A 19641-nucleotide genomic window follows, 5' to 3' on the forward strand; every position below is an offset into this window, starting at 1 on the left:
CGCGGGCGCGGCGATCAACGCGTCGATCGTCGATCTCGGCGACCGGTTCCGGCTGCTCGTCAGCGAGGTCGAGGCGGTGGCCGTCGAGCGTCCGATGCCGAAACTGCCGGTCGCGCGCGTCCTCTGGCGCGTCCTGCCGAACCTGCGTGACGGCGTCGAGTCGTGGATTCTCGCCGGCGGCGCGCACCATACCGGCTTCTCCTATCATGTGACGGCCGCGCAGATGGCCGATTTCGCTGAGATGGCCGGCATCGAGTCGGTCATTATCGGAGAGGGTACGCGCCCGGATGTGCTGCGCCGCGAGCTGGTGCTGGCCGACCTGGCGTGGAAATTGCGCACGTAACGGACGGAGGTTGGGCGGTGTCGACGGAATGACGCGCGGCGGCTTGCCGAAATATTTGCAACTGAAACGGGAAATTCTCTCCTGGCTGCACAGCGGCGAATGGAAGCCGCATGAGATGCTGCCGTCGGAGAACGAGCTGGCGGCCCGGTTCGGCATGAGCCGGCAGACCGTCCGCCAGACGCTCGGCGAGCTGGAGCAGGAGGGGTACCTGTATCGCCAGCGCGGCAAGGGAACCTTCGTGGCGCCGCCGAATTTCGCATCGAAGGCCGGGGCGGCGGGAGCTGCCGTCGGCATGGTGACGACTTATATTTCGGACTATATCTTTCCGCATATCGTCCGGGGGGCCGAGGCGGTGCTGCGCGCCCGCGGGATGGGCCTGTACCTGTCGAGCACCGACAACGACAAGGACCGCGAGCGCGACAGCCTGCGGATGATGATGGACCGCGGCGTCGGCGGCTTGATCGTCGAGCCGACGAAGAGCGCGGAGGGCAACCCGAACCTCGAGCAGTATCTCGCGTTCCGGTACCGCGGCGTGCCGATCGTCATGATCAACGCCCGCTATCCGGAGCTCGACTGCCCGTGCCTCATCGTGGACGACGAAGCCGGCGCGTTCGCGGCGGCGGAACATCTGATCCGGCTCGGCCACCGGCGGATCGCCGGCTTCTTCAAGACGGACGACCTGCAGGGCACGCGCCGGATGAAGGGGTTCCTGCGCGCGATGAAGCGCTATGGCGTGCCGGTCATGCCGGACGGCGTCGTCACGTACGCGTCGGAGAACAAGTGGACGTACCCGGCCGAACGGGCCGGGCTTCTGCTGCGGCGCGAAGACCGGCCGACGGCGTTCGTCTGCTACAACGACGAGCTCGCCGTCGCGCTGCTCAAGACGGTTCGGGAAGCGGGGCTCAGCGTGCCGGACGATCTGTCGATCGTCGGCTTCGACGATTCGACGCTGGCCCAGGCGGCCGAGGTGAAGCTGACGACGCTGACCCATCCGAAGACGGCGATGGGCGAGCGCGCGGCGGAGCTGCTGCTCCGCCTGATGGCCGATCCCGTGGCCGAGGCGGAGGATGTGACCTACGCGCCCGAACTGGTCGTCCGCGAATCGACGAAGGCGATCGGCGGGGAGACGCGCGACTAACGAAGGCAATTCCAAAGTGAAACAGCGCCATCATCAAGCCCGTGATCGCTTGATCGATGGCGCTGCTTGATTATCGCCGTTTCGCCTTCCGGATACCGGCTGCGGTCAATGTTGCCCCAACCGGCCTTCCAGTTTCAATACCGTATGGCCGGTCAATTCATCCTGGAAGGTGATCACTCCCCCGTATTTGTGTGCGTCATAAAGCAGTTTGTCGTTTTTGTCCAGTTTGAACTTGCCCTGATAAACGCCCGTGATCCAATAACCGTTTTCCACGATTTTGCCGTTATGCGGATACAGGAACAGAACGTAGCGCTTCTCTTTGTCAAAGGTAGTCATGCTCACCGGGGCGTATTCGAGAATATTGACGGTCTTGCCGAGCAGAGAAGGATCTCCTTTCAGAACCTTTGCAACCTTGACTTCCGTTATGGTGAAGTTCAAGAACTCGACTTCTTTGTTCATGCTGTTGCCGGTTTTTTCGGCCAGAATAATGAGCGTAGACTCCTCTTCCAAATCCTGAAACGTATCGAAAACGTGTACGGACATTCCGCCGTAGAAAGGTTCTTTTGAACCTTCAACGCCGCTTCCGGAAATGGAGCAGCCTGCAAGAAAAACAAGGAGCAAAGCGACGATGGCCGGGGTAACCGTCTTTTTCACGAAAGATCACTCCCGAATCTTTGGGTTTATCAAATTTTACAGTTCATACAATTTTCTTACTCCCGTTACGTCGTCATCCTGCGGGACATACCATCCTTTAACCAGAAAAGCCTCATCCATTATTTTCGGTTTTTGTGCCGTCCCCACATCATGTGCCAAACCAAAGGCATGTCCGATTTCATGAGCAGCCACGGCAGTGTATTCGGTTTCAGTCAATTGGTGATAATCAATCCCTTTCAAATTCAGAGCGATATATGCTTTTGTCCAATGATCGTTCGGAATATCCATCCTTGTGGAGCCTTTGTACCATATGCATATGCCGTACAAGTGTTTGTCGTCCAAATCTACGGAATAGGCAACGACTTTCGCGTCGGTCAGATTGCCGGATACCAGGTTAGCGATGCTTCTTTGTCTCCAATCGGTAAACGCGTTATTGAAAGCCCGCATGATGTAGTAAGTTTTACCGTTGTAGACGACTGTGACGCTGGTTTGTATGCTGTAGTGTCCTTCAGATATGCCGCCTTCCATTCGATAAAAGTTAAAGTACTGGTAAGCCATGGCGTTACCTCCGGTCAGCACGAAGGCAAAGACAGAAATCAGCAACATGCTTACAACTTTTTTCATCATAATCTCCTCCTCTCGATTATGTGAATGTTTTCCGTTTTCGGGTTAATTCCTTAGAATGGTTATATCACCTCCTATTGAAATAAAAACGTTTACATTGGTTTCTAATATTAATAATAAGTAATCATCAATTCTAATAACATGCATTTTTTTAATGTTTTATATATTAATCTTTAGAAAAACATGGGATTGGCTGTCGGTTCCAAAATGTGCGGAGCATCCGAGGAAAACTAGGGGCGAGTGGAGAGAGGCCACCTCAAAACAACCTTCCGCATGCGGGGCATCGCTGCGGGAGGTTGATCGTCTTCGTTCACTTCAGTCTGTCGATCCATGGACCAAGCAGGAGACGGCCGGGCAGATCTGGAATCTGTAAACCGTGGCCTAACGGACAATCCGCCCATGGAGGTGCCCATGCTCAAAACGCCGGAAGGCATTCTGGACTGGAAGAAGACGGAATGGATTCTGCACCCCGGAAATCCGGGGGTCACGCCGAACGTGGCGCATTGTGTCAGGCTGCTGGCCGACGGAACCGGCCTGTTCGAGCTCCGTTGCCATTATGAAGGCGATCGCCTGATCCGCACGGAGATGCTGGAGCTCGATCGGGACTTCGAGCAGCTGACGGATCGGCAACGGATCGAGGAGATGCTGCTCGGCCGGTAGGGCCGCCGCAGGGCGGGCGGAAGCGCCGCACATCGAAATACGACGGGCTGCCCGGTTCAGGCAGCCCGTCGTTGTCATTGTCCGAAGTTCGCCAGCGCGATCGCCGCGTCGGCGGCCACTTCCGCGGCCGCAACGATGAGCGCACGGTTCGCCGCCGCCGTCGCGCCTCCCGTCTCCTGCTCGATGGCGCGGATGATGCGGGGCGTGACGTGCTTGCCGTCGCCCTTGCCGCCCGCATCCGCCAGCACCCGGCTGATGATCGCCTCGATCCGCTGTCCGGACAGCGCCGCTTCTTCCGGAATCGGAACGCCGAGCAGCAGACCGCCGGATCTGCCGATCTCCCAATGCCTGAGTGCGATCCCCACCGCTTCTTCTCCCGAATCGACCCGGATGGCCGGAAATTCCGATTCCCGCACGTAGTAGCCGGGGAACCGGTCCTGTCTGTACGAAAGCACCGGTACGCCGAGCGTCTCCAGCGCTTCGAGGCTTTTGCCGATGTCGAGGAACGTCTTGATGCCGCCGCATACCATCAGGACGCTTGATGAGGCGAGCGTGTTCAGGTCACCGGAGATGTCCCAGGTGTCGAGCACATCGCGATGGACGCCGCCAAGGCCGCCGGCCAGCGCCACGCGGATGCCCGCCCGCGCGGCTATCCAGGCCGTGACGGCGGCCGTCGTACCGCCCGACAGCCGCCGGGCGCTGCTGACGCCGAGATCCGCCATCGACAGCTTCACCCGGCCTTCGGCGGAGGCCAGCCATTCCAACTCACCGCGGTCGAGACCGACGCGCAGCTCGCCCCGCACCATGGCCAGAAACGCAGGCACCGCGCCGCGCACGCGAATCGCCTCGTCGACGCCGAAGGCGAGGTCGAGGGCCCGCGGCAGGGAGAGGCCGTGCGTCAGAATCGTCGATTCGACCGCGACGACCGGCCGGCCGGCGTCGATCGCGCTTCGCACTTCAGCCGAGTAACGCAAGCTCATCACCCGCCTTGTCTGATTCAAGTTCCGGATCCGCGTTCGCCGTTTTTCCGTTCGCATCCGCACTTTCCGGTCCTTCTCCGCAAATACCGGTTCGCATCCATATTCCCCGCTTACAGGTCGAGCACGAAACGGCCTTCGCGAATGACCGTGACGCCGGAGCAGATGAACCAGGCGATGTCCGACGGGGCGCATCGGTGCACGACCGCCGACACGCGGTCGTGGCTGCAGACGAATGCCTGGCTCTCCGGGTCGAGCACGAGGAACGACGCCGCCTTGCCGACTTCCACCGTGCCGAGGTCGCGGTCGATGTTCAGCGCCCGCGCGCCGGTCAGCGTCGCCGAACGCAGCAGGAACCGCGCGTCGATGCTCCCCGGGTCCTGCGTTGCACCGCGCGTCACGCGGCTGGCCGTGTCCATTTCGCGGAACATGTCGGGGCTCGAGAACATCATGTTGTCCGAACCGATCGAGAACGGAATGCCCCGGCGGTAAAAGTCGTGCAGGGGCGGAATGCCGTCGCCGAGCAGCAGGTTCGTGCGCGGGCACACCGCGATCGCCTGGCCCCGTTCCTTGATTTCGTCCATGTCTTCTTCCGTCGCGTGGGTGAGATGGACCATCAGATCCGGCTCGAACTCGAACGCGCGCCGGATTTCGGTCCTGCCGTAACGCTCGAGCGACATCGCCGCGTCGCGCGGCGACTCGCTGACGTGGATCGCGACGAGCTTGTCCCGGGCGATTCTCCGCATCAGGCGAAACACGTCCATGTCGAACGCGTTGATGCCGGAAATGCCGAATCCGTCCGCTTCCTCGGCGACCATTTCCAGCTCCCGCCGCGTCAACTGCTCGTTCGCGCGGTAATCGGCCATCGGGCGGCCGAGGATGACCGGACGGATCGGGAGCCCGCGGCTTGCCTCCCGGAGCGCCCGCACGCCGTCGAGGCCGCCTTCGCGGAAATCGCCGAACGCGGCGATGCCGGACATCAGCATCTCCTTGAGTCCCTGGCGAATCGAGGCGAGCAGTTCCTCACGGCTCAGCTGCTGCAGGAAGCGGTGCTTCAGCCCGTGCGGCGGCTGCACCGCCAGCTCCACCTGCATGCCGATGCCGAGCTCCTTCGCCGCCGTGTCGCCGATGTGCGTGTGCGCGTCGACGAACGCCGGCATGACGAGCCCGCCGCGCAGGTCGATGCCGTCCCGGCTTGCGTCCCGTTCGATCGCCGCGATGCGCCCGTTCTCCACGACGATCGTCGCGTTCGGCGTCCATTCCAGCTCTTCGCCGACAAGGACGTTAGCGTTGGTGTAAATTTCCATTGGATCCCACCTCGATGACCGAAGGCACGACCGGGGACTTCTCCAGCATGTCCGCGATGTCGTCCTTCGTCGGATAGCAGACGGCATCCGGCGAGCGGCTGACCGATACCGCCGAAGCCGCCGTCGCCGTCACGGCCGCCTCTTCCGGCGGCTTGCCGGACAGGAGGGCGCAGACGAAGACGCTGGAGAAGATGTCGCCGGCGCCGAGCGAGCTGACGGTTTCGACCGGGATGGCCGGACAGGTGATCAGCCGGCCGGGCGCGCAGACGACGGAGCCGCGGGAGGCGCGCGTGCAGACGACGATCGACGGGCCGGAGGCGGTGATGCCGGGCAGCTTCGTCTCCGGCCCGGCTCCTCCGGGTACCAGCATGTTCACGGCCCGCTCGTTGACGAACGCGATGTCGGTGAGCGCAAGCGCCCGCCGCACCGCCTCGGTGCCCCAGCGCTCCACGGAAGACGGCTCGACATCGAGGGATGTCGTGACGCCCTGCCGCTTCGCCAGATCCAGCACGCGCAGCACGAGTTCCTCGCGGAACAGGTGCGTATGCAGATGATCGGCTGCGGAGATGTCGACGCCGGGCGGCAGCCCGGCCTCCGCCAGCCGTTCCCGGTCGATCGGCGGCGAGAGCAGCACGGCTTTCTCGCCCGTCCGGTCGACGATGACGACCGCCGTCGGCGTCGGCGCTTCGGGCACGCGCTGCAGCAGCGGCGACACGCCGCGCCGGCGCAGCGTCTCCTCGATCTGCCGGCCGAACGCGTCGGTGCCGATCCAGCCGAGCACGCCGGAAGAGAGGCCGAGCGAGGCGGCTTCCAGCGCGAAATGGACCGCCGGTCCGCCCGGCGACCAGGCCGCAGAGGACGCGAACACTTTCTCGTCGTGACCGGGCAGGGATTCGACCCGGTACAGGCCGTCCATGACGATGTTGCCAAAGGTCAGGATGGTCGGTCGTTTCATGGCATGCCTCCCGTCGATGATGCCGGGACTTGCGGACGACCCTCCTGCAAGACGAGTTCCGGCAGCCGGTTCGTCGTGTTCCCGTCGAACAGAAGCGCGGCGTCCGTCTGTACGGCCAGTCCGATGCGCTGCCCCGCCTGCGGCACGTCCTGCGGGGGAGCGACGGCGCACAGCCGGCTGCCGTCCGTCGTTCGCGCGTGCACCAGCGCCGATCCGCCCAGATGCTCCACGGCTTCGACCTTCGCGGCGATGACGGAGCCCGAGGCCTCGTCCGCATCGGTGACCCTCAGGTTCTCCGGCCGGATGCCGAGCACCAGCTCGCGTCCGTTCCCGATCGGCGCGCCGTCGCGGGCATCAAGCCGGAACCGCTTGCCCCAGACCGGCAGCTCCGCGCCGCCGTCCGCGATCTCCACCCTGCAGGGTTGCAGGTTGATCGGCGGATCGCCGATGAACCCGGCGACGAACAGGTTGACCGGCTCGCGGTACAGTCTAAGCGGCGTGTCGAACTGCTGGATCATGCCGTTCTGCAGGATCGCGATGCGGTCGCTCATCGTCATCGCCTCTTCCTGGTCGTGGGTCACCATGACCGTCGTGATGCCGAGTTCCCGCTGCAGCTGGCGCATCTCCAGCCGGATTTGCCGCCGGAGCTTCGCGTCCAGATTCGACAGCGGCTCGTCAAGGAGGAGCAGTGTCGGACGGAGCGCGATGGCGCGCGCGATCGCCACGCGCTGCTGTTGGCCGCCGGACAACTGGCGCGGATAGCGCTTCTCCATGCCGGTCAGCCCGACCAGCCCGAGGACGGACAGGACCCGCTCGCGCATTTCCGCCTTGTCCATCTTCCGGTAGGCGAGTCCGAAGCGCACGTTTTCCTCCACGGTCATGTGCGGGAACAGCGCGTAATCCTGGAAGACGAAGCCGATGTCGCGCCGGTTGGGCGGCAGATCGTGGATATGCCGTCCCGCCAGTTCGATCGAGCCGCCGTCCGGCCACTCGAAACCGCCGATCAGGCGCAGGATCGTGCTTTTCCCCGAACCGCTCGGGCCGAGCAGGCAGATGAATTCGCCTTCCTCGACGTTCAGCCGGATGTCGCGCAGCACCTCGACTTGGCGGAAGGTTTTGGACAGACCGTCAAGCACCAGGTAGCTCATGCCGCTGAATCTCCTTTCCACGTCGCGCCGGATCCGCTCACTCCCCGGCATTCCGTTCCCCGTCCAGCAGGACGATCGCGTCGAGCGCGGTGACGATGGCATTGGCGAAGCCGGCGCCGGGCCTGAACGGTTCGCCCGTCACGAAATTGTCGCCGATCGCGTTGACCACGCCGCCGCGCAGACCGAACAGCGTCGTCAGCGTGAGCAGGATCGACGCCTCGCGCTCCACGTTGAGGACGCCGGCGCGATGCCATTCCTCGAATTGCCGTTTGTGCCGCTCGAGCAGGAAGCCGTCCCGCGCGGGACGCGCAACGCCCGGATATTCGGAGTCGACGGAGCGGGTTAGACCGAGATGGTGGCGGAAACCGCGCCGCTCGGCGGCTTTCTTCATGCACGCGACCAGCCGCCAGTCGGCGACCGCCGGGAACTGCGGCGGCACGTACGAGAGGCTCGTGCCTTCGTCGCGCACCGCGCCGGTCGCGATGACGAGGTCGCCCACCCTGAGCCATTCCTGCATGGCGCCGGAACCGCCGACGCGGATGAATGTATGGGCGTCCGTGTTCATCATGAAATCCATCAGCACGATTTCCAGCTCGGGCGCGCCACTGCCGCTGGAGACGACCGTGATGGGAACGCCCGAATAGACGCCCGTGTACACCCGGCACATGCCGGTGTCGCTGACGAGCCGGCGCTCGTCGAAATAATCGGCCACTTCCTCGGCCGTATCCTTCTCGCAGCCGTGGAGCGGATCTTTCACCACGAAGATGACGTACGGAGCCGCCTGATCAGCCGTGATTTGCGTGAATGCGGGTTTGTCGCCGATGCGAAACGGGCCGATTTTGTTCTGCATGTCGAGTCCCTCCCGTGTCCGGATCGCGGCGTACCGGGTCTTGAGCCGGCGCCGCGGTCGGGGATGCTTCAGAAGTATCGCGACCATCTGGCAAATTTTTCGCCGATCAGCGAGATGATGAAGATGACGAACGTGATGACGGCCGACCAGGCGAGCACCACCATGTTCAGCCCTTCGCTGCGCTGTTCGGAGTAGACGCGCACCGGGAACGTCGTGTTGCCCGAGCTCGAGATGAACATGGTGAGCGTCACGTCGGTGAACGAAATGAGATAGCCGAACACCGCGCCGACCATCACGCCGGGCAGGATGATCGGGAAAATCACCCGCCGGAACGTCGACCATTTGCCCGCCCCGAGGCTGTACGCCGCCTCCTCCAGCCGGCTGTTCATCTCGCGCAGACTCTGCAGGACGACCCGCAGGATGAACGGCGTCACCATGACCGTGTGCGCCAGCACGAGGGTGACGAACCGGCCGGACAGGCCGAACATGCCGTACAGTTGCAGCAGGCCGAGCGACCAGATGACGAGCGGGAAGAACAGCGGCGCCAGCAGGACCGTCTCGACGAAGCGGTTCGCCCGGCGGTGGAGCCACAGCGACGCCGGCAGCGTGAGCAGAACGGACAGTGCGGTCGCATAGAGGGCCAGCCTCAGGCTGCTCACGACCGAACCGCGGTAGTTGCCGTTCTCCGCCATCTCGACGAACCAGCGCAGACTGACACCCTTCAGCGGGAAAGAGAAATAGTCGGCGTCGTTGAACGCCACGATGATCATCAGCAGGCCGGGGGCTGTCACGAACAGGAAGGCCAGCCACACCGCGCCGTGATAGAGCGCCTTCACGGAGCCGGAAAGCCATTTGCCACCTGCGTTCATCTGACCTCACCTCCCGTCCTGCGCGTCAGCAGCGCGAGCAGAGCGGAGATCATGCCGAGCATGGCGAGCAGATTGAGCGAGATGACGGCCGCGAACGGCCAGTCGAAGACCTGGATCGCCTGTTGGTAGATGATCTGGGCGAGCAACTGGATCTTGCCCTGGCCGACGATGCCCGGCGTCGCGAACGAGCCGAGCGTCATGCCGAAGACCAGCCCGCTGCCGGCGATCATGCCGCCTTTCGTGAGCGGCACGGTCACCCGGATGAAGGCGGACCAGGAGCCCGCGCCCAGACTGGCCGCCGCGTCGGGCAGGTTCGCCGGAATGGTGCGCAGCGAGTTCAGGATCGAGAGCACCATGAACGGCAGGAAGGCGTGGACGAGCGCGATCATGACGGCCGCGTCCGTGCCGAGGAAATTGAACGGCTTGTCCAGCCATCCTAAGGCGCGAAGCCCCGCGTTGATCGGTCCGTAACGCGCGAGCAGCAGGTACCAGCCGAGGGATTGGAGCAGCGCGCCGCTGAACAGCGGGGTGAGCACGAGCGTGATGAGCGTCGTCTTGGCGAACGATCTCGCCTTGTAGATGGACCAGGCCAGCAGATAACCGACCACGAGCGTCGCCAGGACCACGACGACGCAATAGGCGAGCGTCTTGCCGATCACCTTCAGGAAGTACGGGTCGGTGTAGAAACGCCGGTAGTTCTCCGGCGAGTAGACTCTCTCCCAGAGGTACAGTTCAGGCGCGTTGACCTGAAAGCTGATCACCATGAGCAGCAGCGCGGGGAGCAGGAAAATGATCCCGTACACCGCAAGGGCGGGAGAGAGCAACATCCACCCAACCCCGAACCGCCTTCCGCCGGTTGTTCGCGATGATTGAGTCATGCCGCCCTCTCTTCCTTCCTCTTCAAATTCGCGTTGCCGTGCCGCCGGAGGCGACGGAGGTCAATCGGCCAGAATTTCCGTGTTCCAGCGCTGCGTCCACTCCGAGCGCTTATCCAGGAGATACTCCCATTCCAGCACCTGCAGCTTGCTGACGGTCTCCTCGCCGTACACGATCTTCGCGGCGACTTCGTCCGGCACCTTGACTTCCTTGTTGGTCGGCCCCATGAACAGGTTCGTCGCGAAATAGGTCTGCGTCTCCACGCTGATGGCCAGGTTGACGAACGCTTTCGCGAGTTCCGGATGCTTCGTGCCCTTGGCGATGACGATCGTGTCCTTCGCCATGACCGCGCCCGGGCCGTCGGGATACACGAACTCGACCGGAAAGCCCTTCTCGATGTAGTCGTTGGCATAGCTGTTGAAGATCGGCGCGGCCAGCACGCTTCCGCTCTCCATCTCGAGGAACAGCTCGTCCAGGTTGTTGTAGGTCATCGGCACCGGCTTCAGTTCTTTCAGCTTTTCGAAGTTGTGGTCGTCGTCCCGCTCGGTCTTGCCGAAGGCGAGGCCGGCGATGGCGATGAACGCGTCGCTCTCGAAGCCCGGATAGGTCGGGAACGCAACCTTTCCTTTGAGATCGTCGCGCCACAGATCGGACCATTTCGTGATCGGCTCCTTGACGAGCTCCTTGTTGTACACGATCCCCAGGGCCATGAACGTCATGCCGTAGCCGTTCTGTTGCGCGGCCGGGTAGAGCTGCGGGAAGTTCGGGATCGATTCGTCCACCGGTTCGGCCACGCCGTCCTCGATCGCCTGCTTCGACTCGTACAGGTTCAGGAAGGCCACGTCCATCGTCGGATTGCCTTTCTCGGCGTACAGCTTGGCGACCCGGTCGCCGGTGCCGCCCAGCACCAGTTCGATCTCCGCGCCCATTTCCTCGAGCGGCTTGACCGCGAACTCCTCGATCGCCGCGCCGTAGTCGCCGCCCCAGACGCCGACCACGAGCTTCTGCCCCTTGTACGGCTTGTCGTTCGACGAGCTGCCGCCGGAGCCGCTTGCGCCGGAGCTTCCCGAACTTCCGGAACCGCCGGAACCGCTTCCTCCGCCCGATCCGCCGCCGCAAGCGGCGACCACCAACATCGCAACCACCGTCACCAACACCAGCAACATCCTTCGAACAGCCATCTCTCTCCATACCTCCCCATTGCCGCATGCGGCGGATTCACGGCGGCGATGTCCGAATCGTTCGCCCGTTCCCGTTTCGCGCCAGGCGTTTTGTCGAAACGGGTCGAATGGTCCGCTCCGCGCCGATACCAGCAGTATAAGCCCGGGACTCCGCGTCCCGTAAAGCGGAACGGGAAAGGATTGTGTCCGTAAACATCTGAATGGTGCATTCTTGTGCATTTGTCCAAAAACATGGCCAAAGGAGGGGCGATGCCTGTTCTCCGTTCGCGAATCTTGTTATGATCAGGGGTACAGCCGACGGGACAGCCGGCAACGTTCGATCTGTTTTGACAAAGGATGTGGAATGGATGCGGAGATATGAAGGACGCACCTGGAACGAGCGCTTCCTGCCGCGCCTCAGCACGGCGGAGATCGCCGCGCTGGACAGGGAGCGGTCGCTGCTCGTCCTGCCGATCGCATCGGTGGAGCAGCACGGCGGGCATTTGCCGGTATTCACGGATTCCCTGCTGAACGAGGGGCTGATCGAAGGCGCCGTCGCCAAGCTTCCGCCGGACGCCGCGGTATGGGTGCTGCCGCCCCTGTATTACGGCAAGAGCACCGAACACTGCGGATTTTCGGGGACGTTCTCGTTGTCGACGGAGACGCTGCTCGCGGTGCTCCGCGACCTCCTGGCCGGCGCCGGCGGCGACGGATGGCGCAAGCTGCTGATCGTGAACAGCCACGGCGGCAATCCGGAGGTTCTGGCGCTCGCCGCCCGCGACGCCCGCGCGGCGTACGGGCTCAAGGTCTTTGTGGTGAGTACCGGCGATCTGTACACCCACGAAGCGTTTCCGGAGCGGGAACTCCATTACGGTATCCACGGCGGCGCGCTGGAGACGTCGATCATGCTCTCGCTGAAGCCGGAGTGGGTGCGGCAGGACCAGTACCGCGCGGAATATCCGGTCGAGGTGGAGAGATCGCATTTCAAGCTGGGCGGCGCGGTCACGTTCGGCTGGCTGACGAGCGATGTCTCGGAGACGGGGGTTATCGGCGATCCGACGCTTGCAAGCGCGGATCTCGGAAGGGAAATCTACGGGCGGGTCTGTTCCCGCCTTGCGGACATGATGCTGGAGCTGCTGGAGTGAAGCCGGAGGGAATGACAAAACTCCCGCATGCGGTGGTTCGCAGCGGGAGTTTGCCTGACTTGGGTATGGGCGTCTCACGCCCGTCTGTCTTCGCTCACTTCAAACTTGCGATTTTCTCGCGGATCGCGCTCCGGCGCCAGCGGGATACCGGCAGCCGCTTCGCCTCTGGTCCTTTCTCGCCGAAATAGAGCACATCGCCGTCGAATTCGCTGACTTTCCGCAGGTTGACGTACGTATCGGGGGCGACCAGACAGAAATTCGGATCCGACCGGAGAAGGGCGATTCGGTCGGTGCTGAGCCGCTTCTTCAGATTGAAGTTGCGGCCGTGGAAGCAGACCAGACCGGGTCCGCCCAGCTTGAAAAACAGTACGTCGCGCTCCAGCGCCAGGTCCTCGTACAGATTGCGGTCAGACGTTACGGCTTGCACCATCGGCATATCCCCCTTCAAGTTGCTCTATATTTCTTGTGAGCGCTTTCATTATAACATGAAAACGGGTTCACCGGAAGCGGAAATTGCGGCGGCTTGTCTGCTGGCAACGCGGCGGGCGGAACATTATAATAGGGGTACATCGAAGCCGGCGACGGGCAATCGGCCCGGCGAAGGAGGAAGGGATGCACGTGTCAGATTCGGACAAACCGGTATATGAACAGGCGGCTTTCGCGGGCGGCTGCTTCTGGTGCATGGTCGAGCCGTTCGAGGAGATGCCCGGCGTCATCCGCGTCGTGTCGGGCTACACGGGCGGTCACAAACCGAACCCGAACTATGAGGAAGTCTGCTCGGGTACGACGGGGCACGCGGAAGCGGTTCATATCACGTACGATCCGCGGCGGATGCCGTACCGGCTGCTGCTCGACATTTTCTGGCGGCAGATCGACCCGACCGATCCGGGCGGGCAGTTCCACGACCGCGGCTCGTCGTACCGGACGGCGATCTTCTATTATACGGAGGAGCAGCGGGAACTGGCAGAAGCGTCGAAGCGCGAGCTGGAGGCGAGCGGACGGTTCGACCGGCCGATCGTGACGGAGATCGTGCCCGCCGGGCCGTTCTATCCGGCGGAGGATTACCACCAGGCCTACCACAAGAAGCAGCCTTACCGGTACAAAATGTACCGCAAAGCGTCCGGCCGGGACGAATTCATCGCGCGGCACTGGCGGATCCGGAAGGACCCCGAAGAGCTGAAGCGACGGCTCACCCCGATGCAGTACGAGGTGACGCAGAACAGCGCGACCGAGCCGCCATTCCGCAACGAATATTACGACAACGAAGAGGAAGGCATCTACGTCGACATCGTGTCGGGGGAGCCGCTCTTCTGCTCGAAGGACAAGTTCGACGCCGGCTGCGGCTGGCCGAGTTTCACGCGTCCGATCCACAAGGGCAGCATCACCGAGCACATGGACCTGTCCCACGGCATGGTGCGCATCGAGGTGCGCAGCCTGGAGGCCGACTCGCACCTCGGCCACGTCTTCCCGGACGGGCCGCCGGAGCGCGGCGGGCTGCGCTACTGCATCAATTCGGCGGCGCTGCGCTTCATACCGAAGTCGGAGATGGCGAAGGAGGGCTACGGCGCCTACCTCGGGCTGTTCGAGTCGGAGGAGTGAAGGCGCATCCCCGGGGGATGCGGGCGCCGGGTGCTCCGGTTATTTGGGGGAGTATTCAACCCAATCGGGATCATGAACGAAAAAACTTCCTCTATTCCGTCAAAAATCCCGAAATTCGGGCATCCGGCGGAAAATGGAGGAAGTTTTTTCTTCTATTATTCATCGGATAAAGACCGAATTCGACAAAACCGGCGAAGAAATTTCCGCTGTTGGAGCGGGGAAAGGCATCACGGCACCCGGCTGCGCAGCACGGTCAGCGAGCCTTCGATCTCGTACTCGCCGAGATTGGCCGGCACGAGGAAGCAGTCGCCGGGCGCGACCGGCTGCTCGCCGCCATTCCAGCGCAGCGTGCCGCTGCCGTCCGCGGCGATCAGGATGACGAAGCTGTCGCCGGTCGTCGCCAGCTTCACGCTGCCGTCCACGATGCCCTTCTCGACGACGAAGTACGGCGATTCCGCAATCTTGAGCCATACGCCCGGACGGACGCCGTCCGTCTTCATCCGGGTCGCGCCGGCGCCTTCGTAGGCGATGACGTTCAGGGAGTCCTCGATATGCAGCTCGCGCGGCTTGCCGTCGAGACCCGGGCGGTTGTAGTCGTAGAGCCGGTACGTCGTGTCGGAGTTCTGCTGGATCTCCGCCACGACGACGCCCGCGCAGAGCGCGTGCACCGTGCCCGCGGGGATGTAGAACGCGTCGCCCGCCTCCACGGGGACTTCCTGCAGGCATTCCATGATCCGGCCTTCGGCGATCGCGGCTTCGAGCTCGGGCCGGCCGATGCCTTCCTTCAGGCCGTAAATGATCTTCGCACCCGGCTTCGCGTCGAGCACGTACCACATCTCGGTCTTGCCGAGCTCGCCTTCCGGCAGCCCCTCGTAATCGTCCGTCGGGTGCACCTGCACGGACAGGTCGTCGTTGCAGTCGAGCAATTTGACGAGCAGCGGGAACCGGCCGTTGCGCTCGGAGAATCCCCGCGAGCCGAACCAATCCCGGCCGTAAGCCTCGCGGATCTCGTCCAGTCCCTTGCCGGCGAGCGGGCCGTTCACGACGCGCGTCGTGCCGTTCGGATGGTCGGCGATCATCCAGCCTTCGCCGATCGCCCCTTCCGGCGGCGTCAGTCCGAAACGTTCAAGCGCGCGTCCTCCCCATACCCGTTCCTTGAACTCGGGGGCGAACTTGAGCGGATAAGGTTGCACGGTCATGGCATTCTCTCCCTTTCATCTGTCTGCTGCGCAATCGGTTTGATATGCGCGTACTCTCTGTTGCATGATCTGTCCGCCGCTTTGCTCACTTGCGCTCCACCGCGATCAGATACGGCGCGTGCGGCCGCTGGATCATCCGGTACAGCACGGCCTGTCCGGCGTCGGCGGGCAGCGAGCGCGCCCATTCGTCGACCGCCTCGCCCTCTTCGCGGCCGCCTTCGTGGCCCGTGTAGACGACGACGGTGAGCACGCCGCCCGGACGGAGGAACGTGAGCGATGCGTCGAGCGCCGCCAGCGTCGTCTCCGGACGGGTCACGATCGACCGGGCGTCCTCGGCGCCGGGCAGGTAACCGAGGTTGAACATGACGGCGGAGACTTGACCCGCGAGCTTCGCGGGCAGCAGCTCCGCCATCCGGTGGTGGCTCGCGAGAAACAGCTCAAGCCGCGTCTCCGGAGCGGCGGACGCCACGCGGGCGCGCGCCGCATCCAGGGCGGCCTGCTGGATGTCGAAGCCGTAGACGACGCCCTTCGGCCCGACGGCCTGCGCGAGGAAGGCGGTGTCGACGCCGTTGCCGACGGTCGCGTCGATGGCGGCGTCCCCCGGCCGGATGCGTTCGGCGGCCAGCCGGTGGGCCATGGTCAGCACCGACGGGAAGCCCATCAGCATCCACCCGGACAGCCGCCGGCGCCGCTCGGGCTCGCGGCGAGCTCGTCGTCTTCATCCGAAGCGAAGAAGCCGCGATCCGCGCCCGTGACCGCCGCATTCGCGTCGTTCGCTCCGGATGCGGCGACGGCGCCGCGCCGCTTGCCCTGCCAGGTGTTCCGCCGCTCGAACTCCGCGTCGATCGCGTTCAGCACTTCCCATTTCTTCAGGCTCCACATCGGCCCGATGAGCAGTTCCCGCGGCGCGTCGCCCGTCACGCGGTGGACCACCATCTCCGGCGGCAGCATCTCGATCGTGTCGACGACCAGATTCACATACTCGTCCATCTCGAGGAAACGGACGAGGCCCGCCTGCCACTGCTTCACCATCGGCGTCTTCTTCATCAGGTGGAGCAGGTGGATCTTGATCCCCTGCACGTCCATCTCCGCGACCGCGCGCCCGGTCTCCAGCATCATCTCGTGCGTCTCGAGGGGAAGCCCGTAGATGATGTGGGCGCAGACGCGGATGCCGCGCTCCCTGAGCCGCCGGACAGCGTCATAGTAGCAGGCCGTGTCATGCGCGCGGTTGATCAGCTTCGACGTCGATTCGTGGATCGTCTGCAGCCCCATCTCGACCCACAGATACGTCCGCTCGTTCAGCTCGGCGAGGTAGTCGACGACGTCGTCCTTATCCGAAACGGCTCTCCTCCGTCAAGGGTTACCGGCGAACCGGCAATCGTCTGTCGACGACGGCTTGCGCCGCCCTTCCATCGTGCATACATTCCTCAGGCGCAGTTCGATCACCAAGCGATCCTGAAGCGTTTGCCAGAGCCGTTCAATCCGCCCTTTGGCTTGCGGGGACAGCGCCTCGATGTGGATCATGCCCAGATCGGCGATCGCGCGTCCGAACGTGGAAAGTGACTGCGGTTCGCCGGCCAGTTCCTGCTCAATCGTTCGTTTGCCCTTGGGAGGGTGGAAAATCGAATGGCAGTCGCTGTACAGCGCAAGCGGTACTCCTTTGCGGCGCAGTCCCTCGATCATCACGGTCACGTAACCCTCCAACGTCTCGGTCGGTCGGAAAGCGGCCGCGATGACTTCACCGGTGGCATCGTCGATAATACCGTGCAGGGTCAGTTGAGGACCGCGATCCTCCAGCCAGGCATAGGGGGACGCATCGATTTGCCACATCATGCCCGCTTGGGTTTTGCGAGGCCTGGGTCTGTGGACTTTTGGACGACGGCGTACCCGCGCAGGGCGCAACCCGCCTTCAAGGAGAATGCGCCGTACGGAAGACACGCTTAAGTGAATGTTCTCGTGTTCGGCTAACAGTTCGGCAAAGTGAGTCGAATTGCTTCCGAAGTAGCGATCTTGATACAGGTGCTGCACGCGTTGTTTGAGCGAATCGGCCAAGGTGTGAGCGGGCTTTTTCCCTCGATTCCCATGAGCCATTGCTGGCGCACCTCCGTTCCGATATTTTGCCTTGAGCCGATACGCTTGACGGACACTGATGCCCAGGTTGCGTGCAACGTCCTGTTCCGTGAGATGACCGTCGATCCATTTCTCAATGACCATAACGCGTTTCAGTTCGTCCTTTGTCAAAGTGATCTGCTCCTTACTCATACTGACATTTTCTCGGAACAGTTACACCCTGACAATATCACAGAACAACAACACCATTGACCGTACCCTCTGTCGAAAAACGATAAAAACTGTTATGATAAAGAAATCCCTGCTGTAAGGGTGATGGGACGTGACCAAGAAAGCAGATGATCACGCCTCCTGAAAAATGCATTCATTTTTTGGGAGGCTGTAACAAATGAATATGAAGTCTGCAAGATGGCTGATGATCGTACTGATTCTGTCTTCCCTGCTGGCCGCCGTCACGGTGGACATGGTGAACCCTGTTCTCGGCCTGATCAGCGAATCGCTGCAGGCGACAAAAGCTCAGGCCGGCTGGGTGGTGACCGGCATTACACTCCTGCTCGCGATCGGCATTCCGCTGTACGGCCGGTTGGCGGATGATATGGAACTGCGGAAGCTGTACACGTTCTCCGCCTTGGTCCTGGCTATCGGAAGCCTGATCTGCGTGCTGGCTCCCAATCTGGCGGTGCTGGTATTCGGGAGGATGGTTCAGGGAATCGGAATGGCCGCCATACCGGTCTTGTCCGTGGTGGCGGTTTCGAAGGTTTTCACGGAAGGTCAGCGCGGCATGGCGCTCGGCATGGTTGCAGGATGCATCGGCATCGGAACGGCCTTCGGACCGGTCTTCGGCGGCGTAGTCGGTCAATCCTGGGGATGGCCTGCATTGTTCTGGATCACGTTCATCCTGTCGCTCGTCATTGCGGTCGGCTCATTCTATGCCTTGTCCGGCATCACAACGGCAAGCGCAGCGGGAGACACGGGATCGTTTGATTGGGCGGGCGGCGCCCTGCTCGTACTGGCCGTCGGATTGTTCCTTCTGGGCATCACGCAAGGGGAGAGCAGCGGTTTCGCCTCATCCACGGTTCTGGGCTGTCTTGCCGGTTCCCTGATTTCCGCCATCGGGTTCGTCTGGCGGATCCGCGCGGCAAGCCGCCCGTTCGTGCCGCCGGTCCTGTTCAAGAACCGCCACTTTGTTCATGCGTTGATCGTGGCATTCATGTCTGCGTTTGCCTATTTCGCCATCCTCGTATACGTTCCGTTGCTGAATCTGGAGGTTCACGGGCTCACCCCCGGAGAAGCCGGCCTGACCCTGTTGCCGGGAGGCGCCGCTGTCGCCCTCTTGTCGCCGTGGGTCGGCCGAATCTCCGATCGAATCGGAACCAAGCCGCTCGTGATGGCCGGGGTGATCGCAATGGGAGGATCCGCGCTGTTCCTGTCGACGTTTGCTTCGGGCGCTTCCCCCGTCCTGAGTGCATTGGGCGTCATGGGGGCGGGAATCGCGTTTGCCCTCATCAACTCGCCCGTGACGAATTCGGCCGCCGGCGTCCTTCAGAAGGATACCATCGGGGCCGGCATGGGATTCTTCCAGGGCGCCCTCTATCTCGGGGCGGGAACGGGAGCCAGCCTCGTCGGCGCATTGCTGCACGCGCGGAGCGATGCCGAGGTTCCGTTAAACCCCGTATATGCCCTGCATGCCGTCAACTACTCCGACGCCTTTCTGTCGGTGGCCGCGGCGGCGTGCATCGCCCTCATCGCAAGTGTCGGATTGAAGAAGGATGCGAAATAACCACAACACAACCTGCCGGCTTCCGGCAGGTTGCTTGTTTCGATGAGCCGCTCCTTCCGCCAAGGGCTTTTCATCGAACGAAAAATAAATTGTACACATACTGATGCGCCGCAACATACAGCACGCAACATGACAAGACCGGGACGATCATTTTGGCATCCGGCTGCAGAAAGTATCTTGTCCGATGATGCAAGATAAAGATCAGCCCGGCCAGCGCGATCAGGATATAGAAAATCAGGTCGGCATATTGGGTTACATCGATGAATGCCAGGTGATGCCTTAACGGC

At 62.6% G+C, this 19641-nt stretch carries 18 protein-coding genes and 3 pseudogenes; 6 read left to right on the forward strand and 15 right to left on the reverse strand.

All coding sequences use genetic code 11. From position 1 onward, the window contains the following. Window positions 1-343 (forward strand): annotated as a pseudogene (locus KJQ12_RS06095) (L-arabinose isomerase); the annotation flags it as partial. 28 nt (window positions 344-371) lie between these two features. Next, a complete protein-coding gene (locus tag KJQ12_RS06100) occupies window positions 372-1481 on the forward strand; it encodes a GntR family transcriptional regulator (protein WP_213483899.1) in 1110 nt (369 codons plus the stop codon). Between the two features lie 105 nt (window positions 1482-1586). On the opposite strand, the gene KJQ12_RS06105 is transcribed toward KJQ12_RS06100, so the two are convergent. Together KJQ12_RS06105 and KJQ12_RS06110 are read right to left on the reverse strand one after the other, a co-directional pair. Continuing rightward, window positions 1587-2135, reverse strand: coding sequence for a hypothetical protein (locus KJQ12_RS06105; protein WP_213483900.1), 549 nt, complete (start codon window positions 2133-2135; stop codon window positions 1587-1589). 36 nt (window positions 2136-2171) lie between these two features. Next, a complete protein-coding gene (locus tag KJQ12_RS06110; RefSeq protein WP_213483901.1) occupies window positions 2172-2759 on the reverse strand; it encodes a matrixin family metalloprotease in 588 nt (195 codons plus the stop codon). 411 nt (window positions 2760-3170) lie between these two features. Here KJQ12_RS06110 and KJQ12_RS06115 point away from each other — a divergent pair, with 411 nt between their 5' ends. Continuing rightward, window positions 3171-3419, forward strand: a complete 249-nt coding sequence (locus KJQ12_RS06115) for an NUDIX hydrolase (protein WP_213483902.1) — start codon at window positions 3171-3173, stop codon at window positions 3417-3419. A 74-nt stretch (window positions 3420-3493) separates the two neighbouring features. Here the strand turns inward: KJQ12_RS06115 and KJQ12_RS06120 are convergent, their stop codons facing one another. From KJQ12_RS06120 to KJQ12_RS06155, 8 genes are all read right to left on the reverse strand, one after another. Further along, window positions 3494-4393 carry a pseudouridine-5'-phosphate glycosidase gene (locus tag KJQ12_RS06120; protein WP_213483903.1) on the reverse strand — a complete coding sequence of 300 codons (900 nt, stop codon included), beginning with the start codon at window positions 4391-4393 and terminating at the stop codon, window positions 3494-3496. Between the two features lie 116 nt (window positions 4394-4509). Beyond that, a complete protein-coding gene (locus KJQ12_RS06125; RefSeq protein ID WP_213483904.1) occupies window positions 4510-5703 on the reverse strand; it encodes an amidohydrolase family protein in 1194 nt (397 codons plus the stop codon). Beyond that, entirely contained in the window at window positions 5681-6658 is a 978-nt protein-coding gene (locus tag KJQ12_RS06130; protein ID WP_213483905.1) for a carbohydrate kinase family protein, read from the reverse strand. The genes KJQ12_RS06125 and KJQ12_RS06130 overlap by 23 nt, the downstream gene beginning before the upstream one ends. Then, a complete protein-coding gene (locus tag KJQ12_RS06135) occupies window positions 6655-7806 on the reverse strand; it encodes an ABC transporter ATP-binding protein (RefSeq protein ID WP_213483906.1) in 1152 nt (383 codons plus the stop codon). The genes KJQ12_RS06130 and KJQ12_RS06135 overlap by 4 nt, the downstream gene beginning before the upstream one ends. A gap of 37 nt (window positions 7807-7843) precedes the next feature. Further along, on the reverse strand, window positions 7844-8656 hold the full coding sequence (locus tag KJQ12_RS06140; protein WP_213483907.1) for a nucleoside phosphorylase: 813 nt from the start codon (window positions 8654-8656) through the stop codon (window positions 7844-7846). A gap of 68 nt (window positions 8657-8724) precedes the next feature. Beyond that, window positions 8725-9525 carry an ABC transporter permease gene (locus KJQ12_RS06145; protein ID WP_213483908.1) on the reverse strand — a complete coding sequence of 267 codons (801 nt, stop codon included), beginning with the start codon at window positions 9523-9525 and terminating at the stop codon, window positions 8725-8727. Beyond that, a complete protein-coding gene (locus tag KJQ12_RS06150) occupies window positions 9522-10403 on the reverse strand; it encodes an ABC transporter permease (protein WP_213483909.1) in 882 nt (293 codons plus the stop codon). Before KJQ12_RS06150 ends, KJQ12_RS06145 begins: the two co-directional genes overlap by 4 nt. Before the next feature lie 60 nt (window positions 10404-10463). After that, a complete protein-coding gene (locus KJQ12_RS06155) occupies window positions 10464-11582 on the reverse strand; it encodes an extracellular solute-binding protein (RefSeq protein WP_213483910.1) in 1119 nt (372 codons plus the stop codon). Window positions 11583-11929: 347 nt separating this feature from the next. Between KJQ12_RS06155 and KJQ12_RS06160 the strand changes: the two genes are divergently transcribed. Continuing rightward, complete coding sequence (locus KJQ12_RS06160) at window positions 11930-12706, forward strand: creatininase family protein (RefSeq protein WP_213483911.1); 777 nt, start codon at window positions 11930-11932, stop codon at window positions 12704-12706. Window positions 12707-12800: 94 nt separating this feature from the next. Here the strand turns inward: KJQ12_RS06160 and KJQ12_RS06165 are convergent, their stop codons facing one another. Further along, on the reverse strand, window positions 12801-13136 hold the full coding sequence (locus tag KJQ12_RS06165) for a hypothetical protein (RefSeq protein ID WP_213483912.1): 336 nt from the start codon (window positions 13134-13136) through the stop codon (window positions 12801-12803). Between the two features lie 182 nt (window positions 13137-13318). Here KJQ12_RS06165 and msrB point away from each other — a divergent pair, with 182 nt between their 5' ends. Continuing rightward, window positions 13319-14305, forward strand: a complete 987-nt coding sequence (msrB, locus tag KJQ12_RS06170) for a peptide-methionine (R)-S-oxide reductase MsrB (protein WP_213483913.1) — start codon at window positions 13319-13321, stop codon at window positions 14303-14305. Between the two features lie 227 nt (window positions 14306-14532). Here msrB and KJQ12_RS06175 read toward each other — a convergent pair whose 3' ends face one another. The 4 genes and pseudogenes from KJQ12_RS06175 to KJQ12_RS06190 form a co-directional block, all read right to left on the reverse strand. Further along, the gene (locus KJQ12_RS06175) at window positions 14533-15504 is read right to left on the reverse strand and encodes a type I phosphomannose isomerase catalytic subunit (protein ID WP_213483914.1); all 972 of its coding nucleotides are present in this window, start codon (window positions 15502-15504) and stop codon (window positions 14533-14535) included. 85 nt (window positions 15505-15589) lie between these two features. Next, complete coding sequence (mnmM, locus tag KJQ12_RS06180) at window positions 15590-16165, reverse strand: tRNA 5-(aminomethyl)-2-thiouridylate-methyltransferase MnmM (RefSeq protein ID WP_213483915.1); 576 nt, start codon at window positions 16163-16165, stop codon at window positions 15590-15592. Next, window positions 16165-16833 (reverse strand): annotated as a pseudogene (mnmL, locus tag KJQ12_RS06185) (tRNA modification radical SAM protein MnmL/YtqA); the annotation flags it as partial. The gene mnmM and the pseudogene mnmL, both read right to left, overlap by 1 nt. Window positions 16834-16911: 78 nt before the next feature. Then, window positions 16912-17745, reverse strand: a pseudogene (locus tag KJQ12_RS06190) (ISNCY family transposase); the annotation flags it as partial. Window positions 17746-17962: 217 nt separating this feature from the next. Here KJQ12_RS06190 and KJQ12_RS06195 point away from each other — a divergent pair. Further along, window positions 17963-19354, forward strand: coding sequence for an MFS transporter (locus KJQ12_RS06195; protein ID WP_213483916.1), 1392 nt, complete (start codon window positions 17963-17965; stop codon window positions 19352-19354). Window positions 19355-19641: the final 287 nt, after the last annotated feature.

Source organism: Thermobacillus xylanilyticus (assembly GCF_907165215.1).
In the GTDB taxonomy this organism is placed as follows: Bacteria; Bacillota; Bacilli; order Paenibacillales; family Paenibacillaceae; genus Thermobacillus; species Thermobacillus xylanilyticus.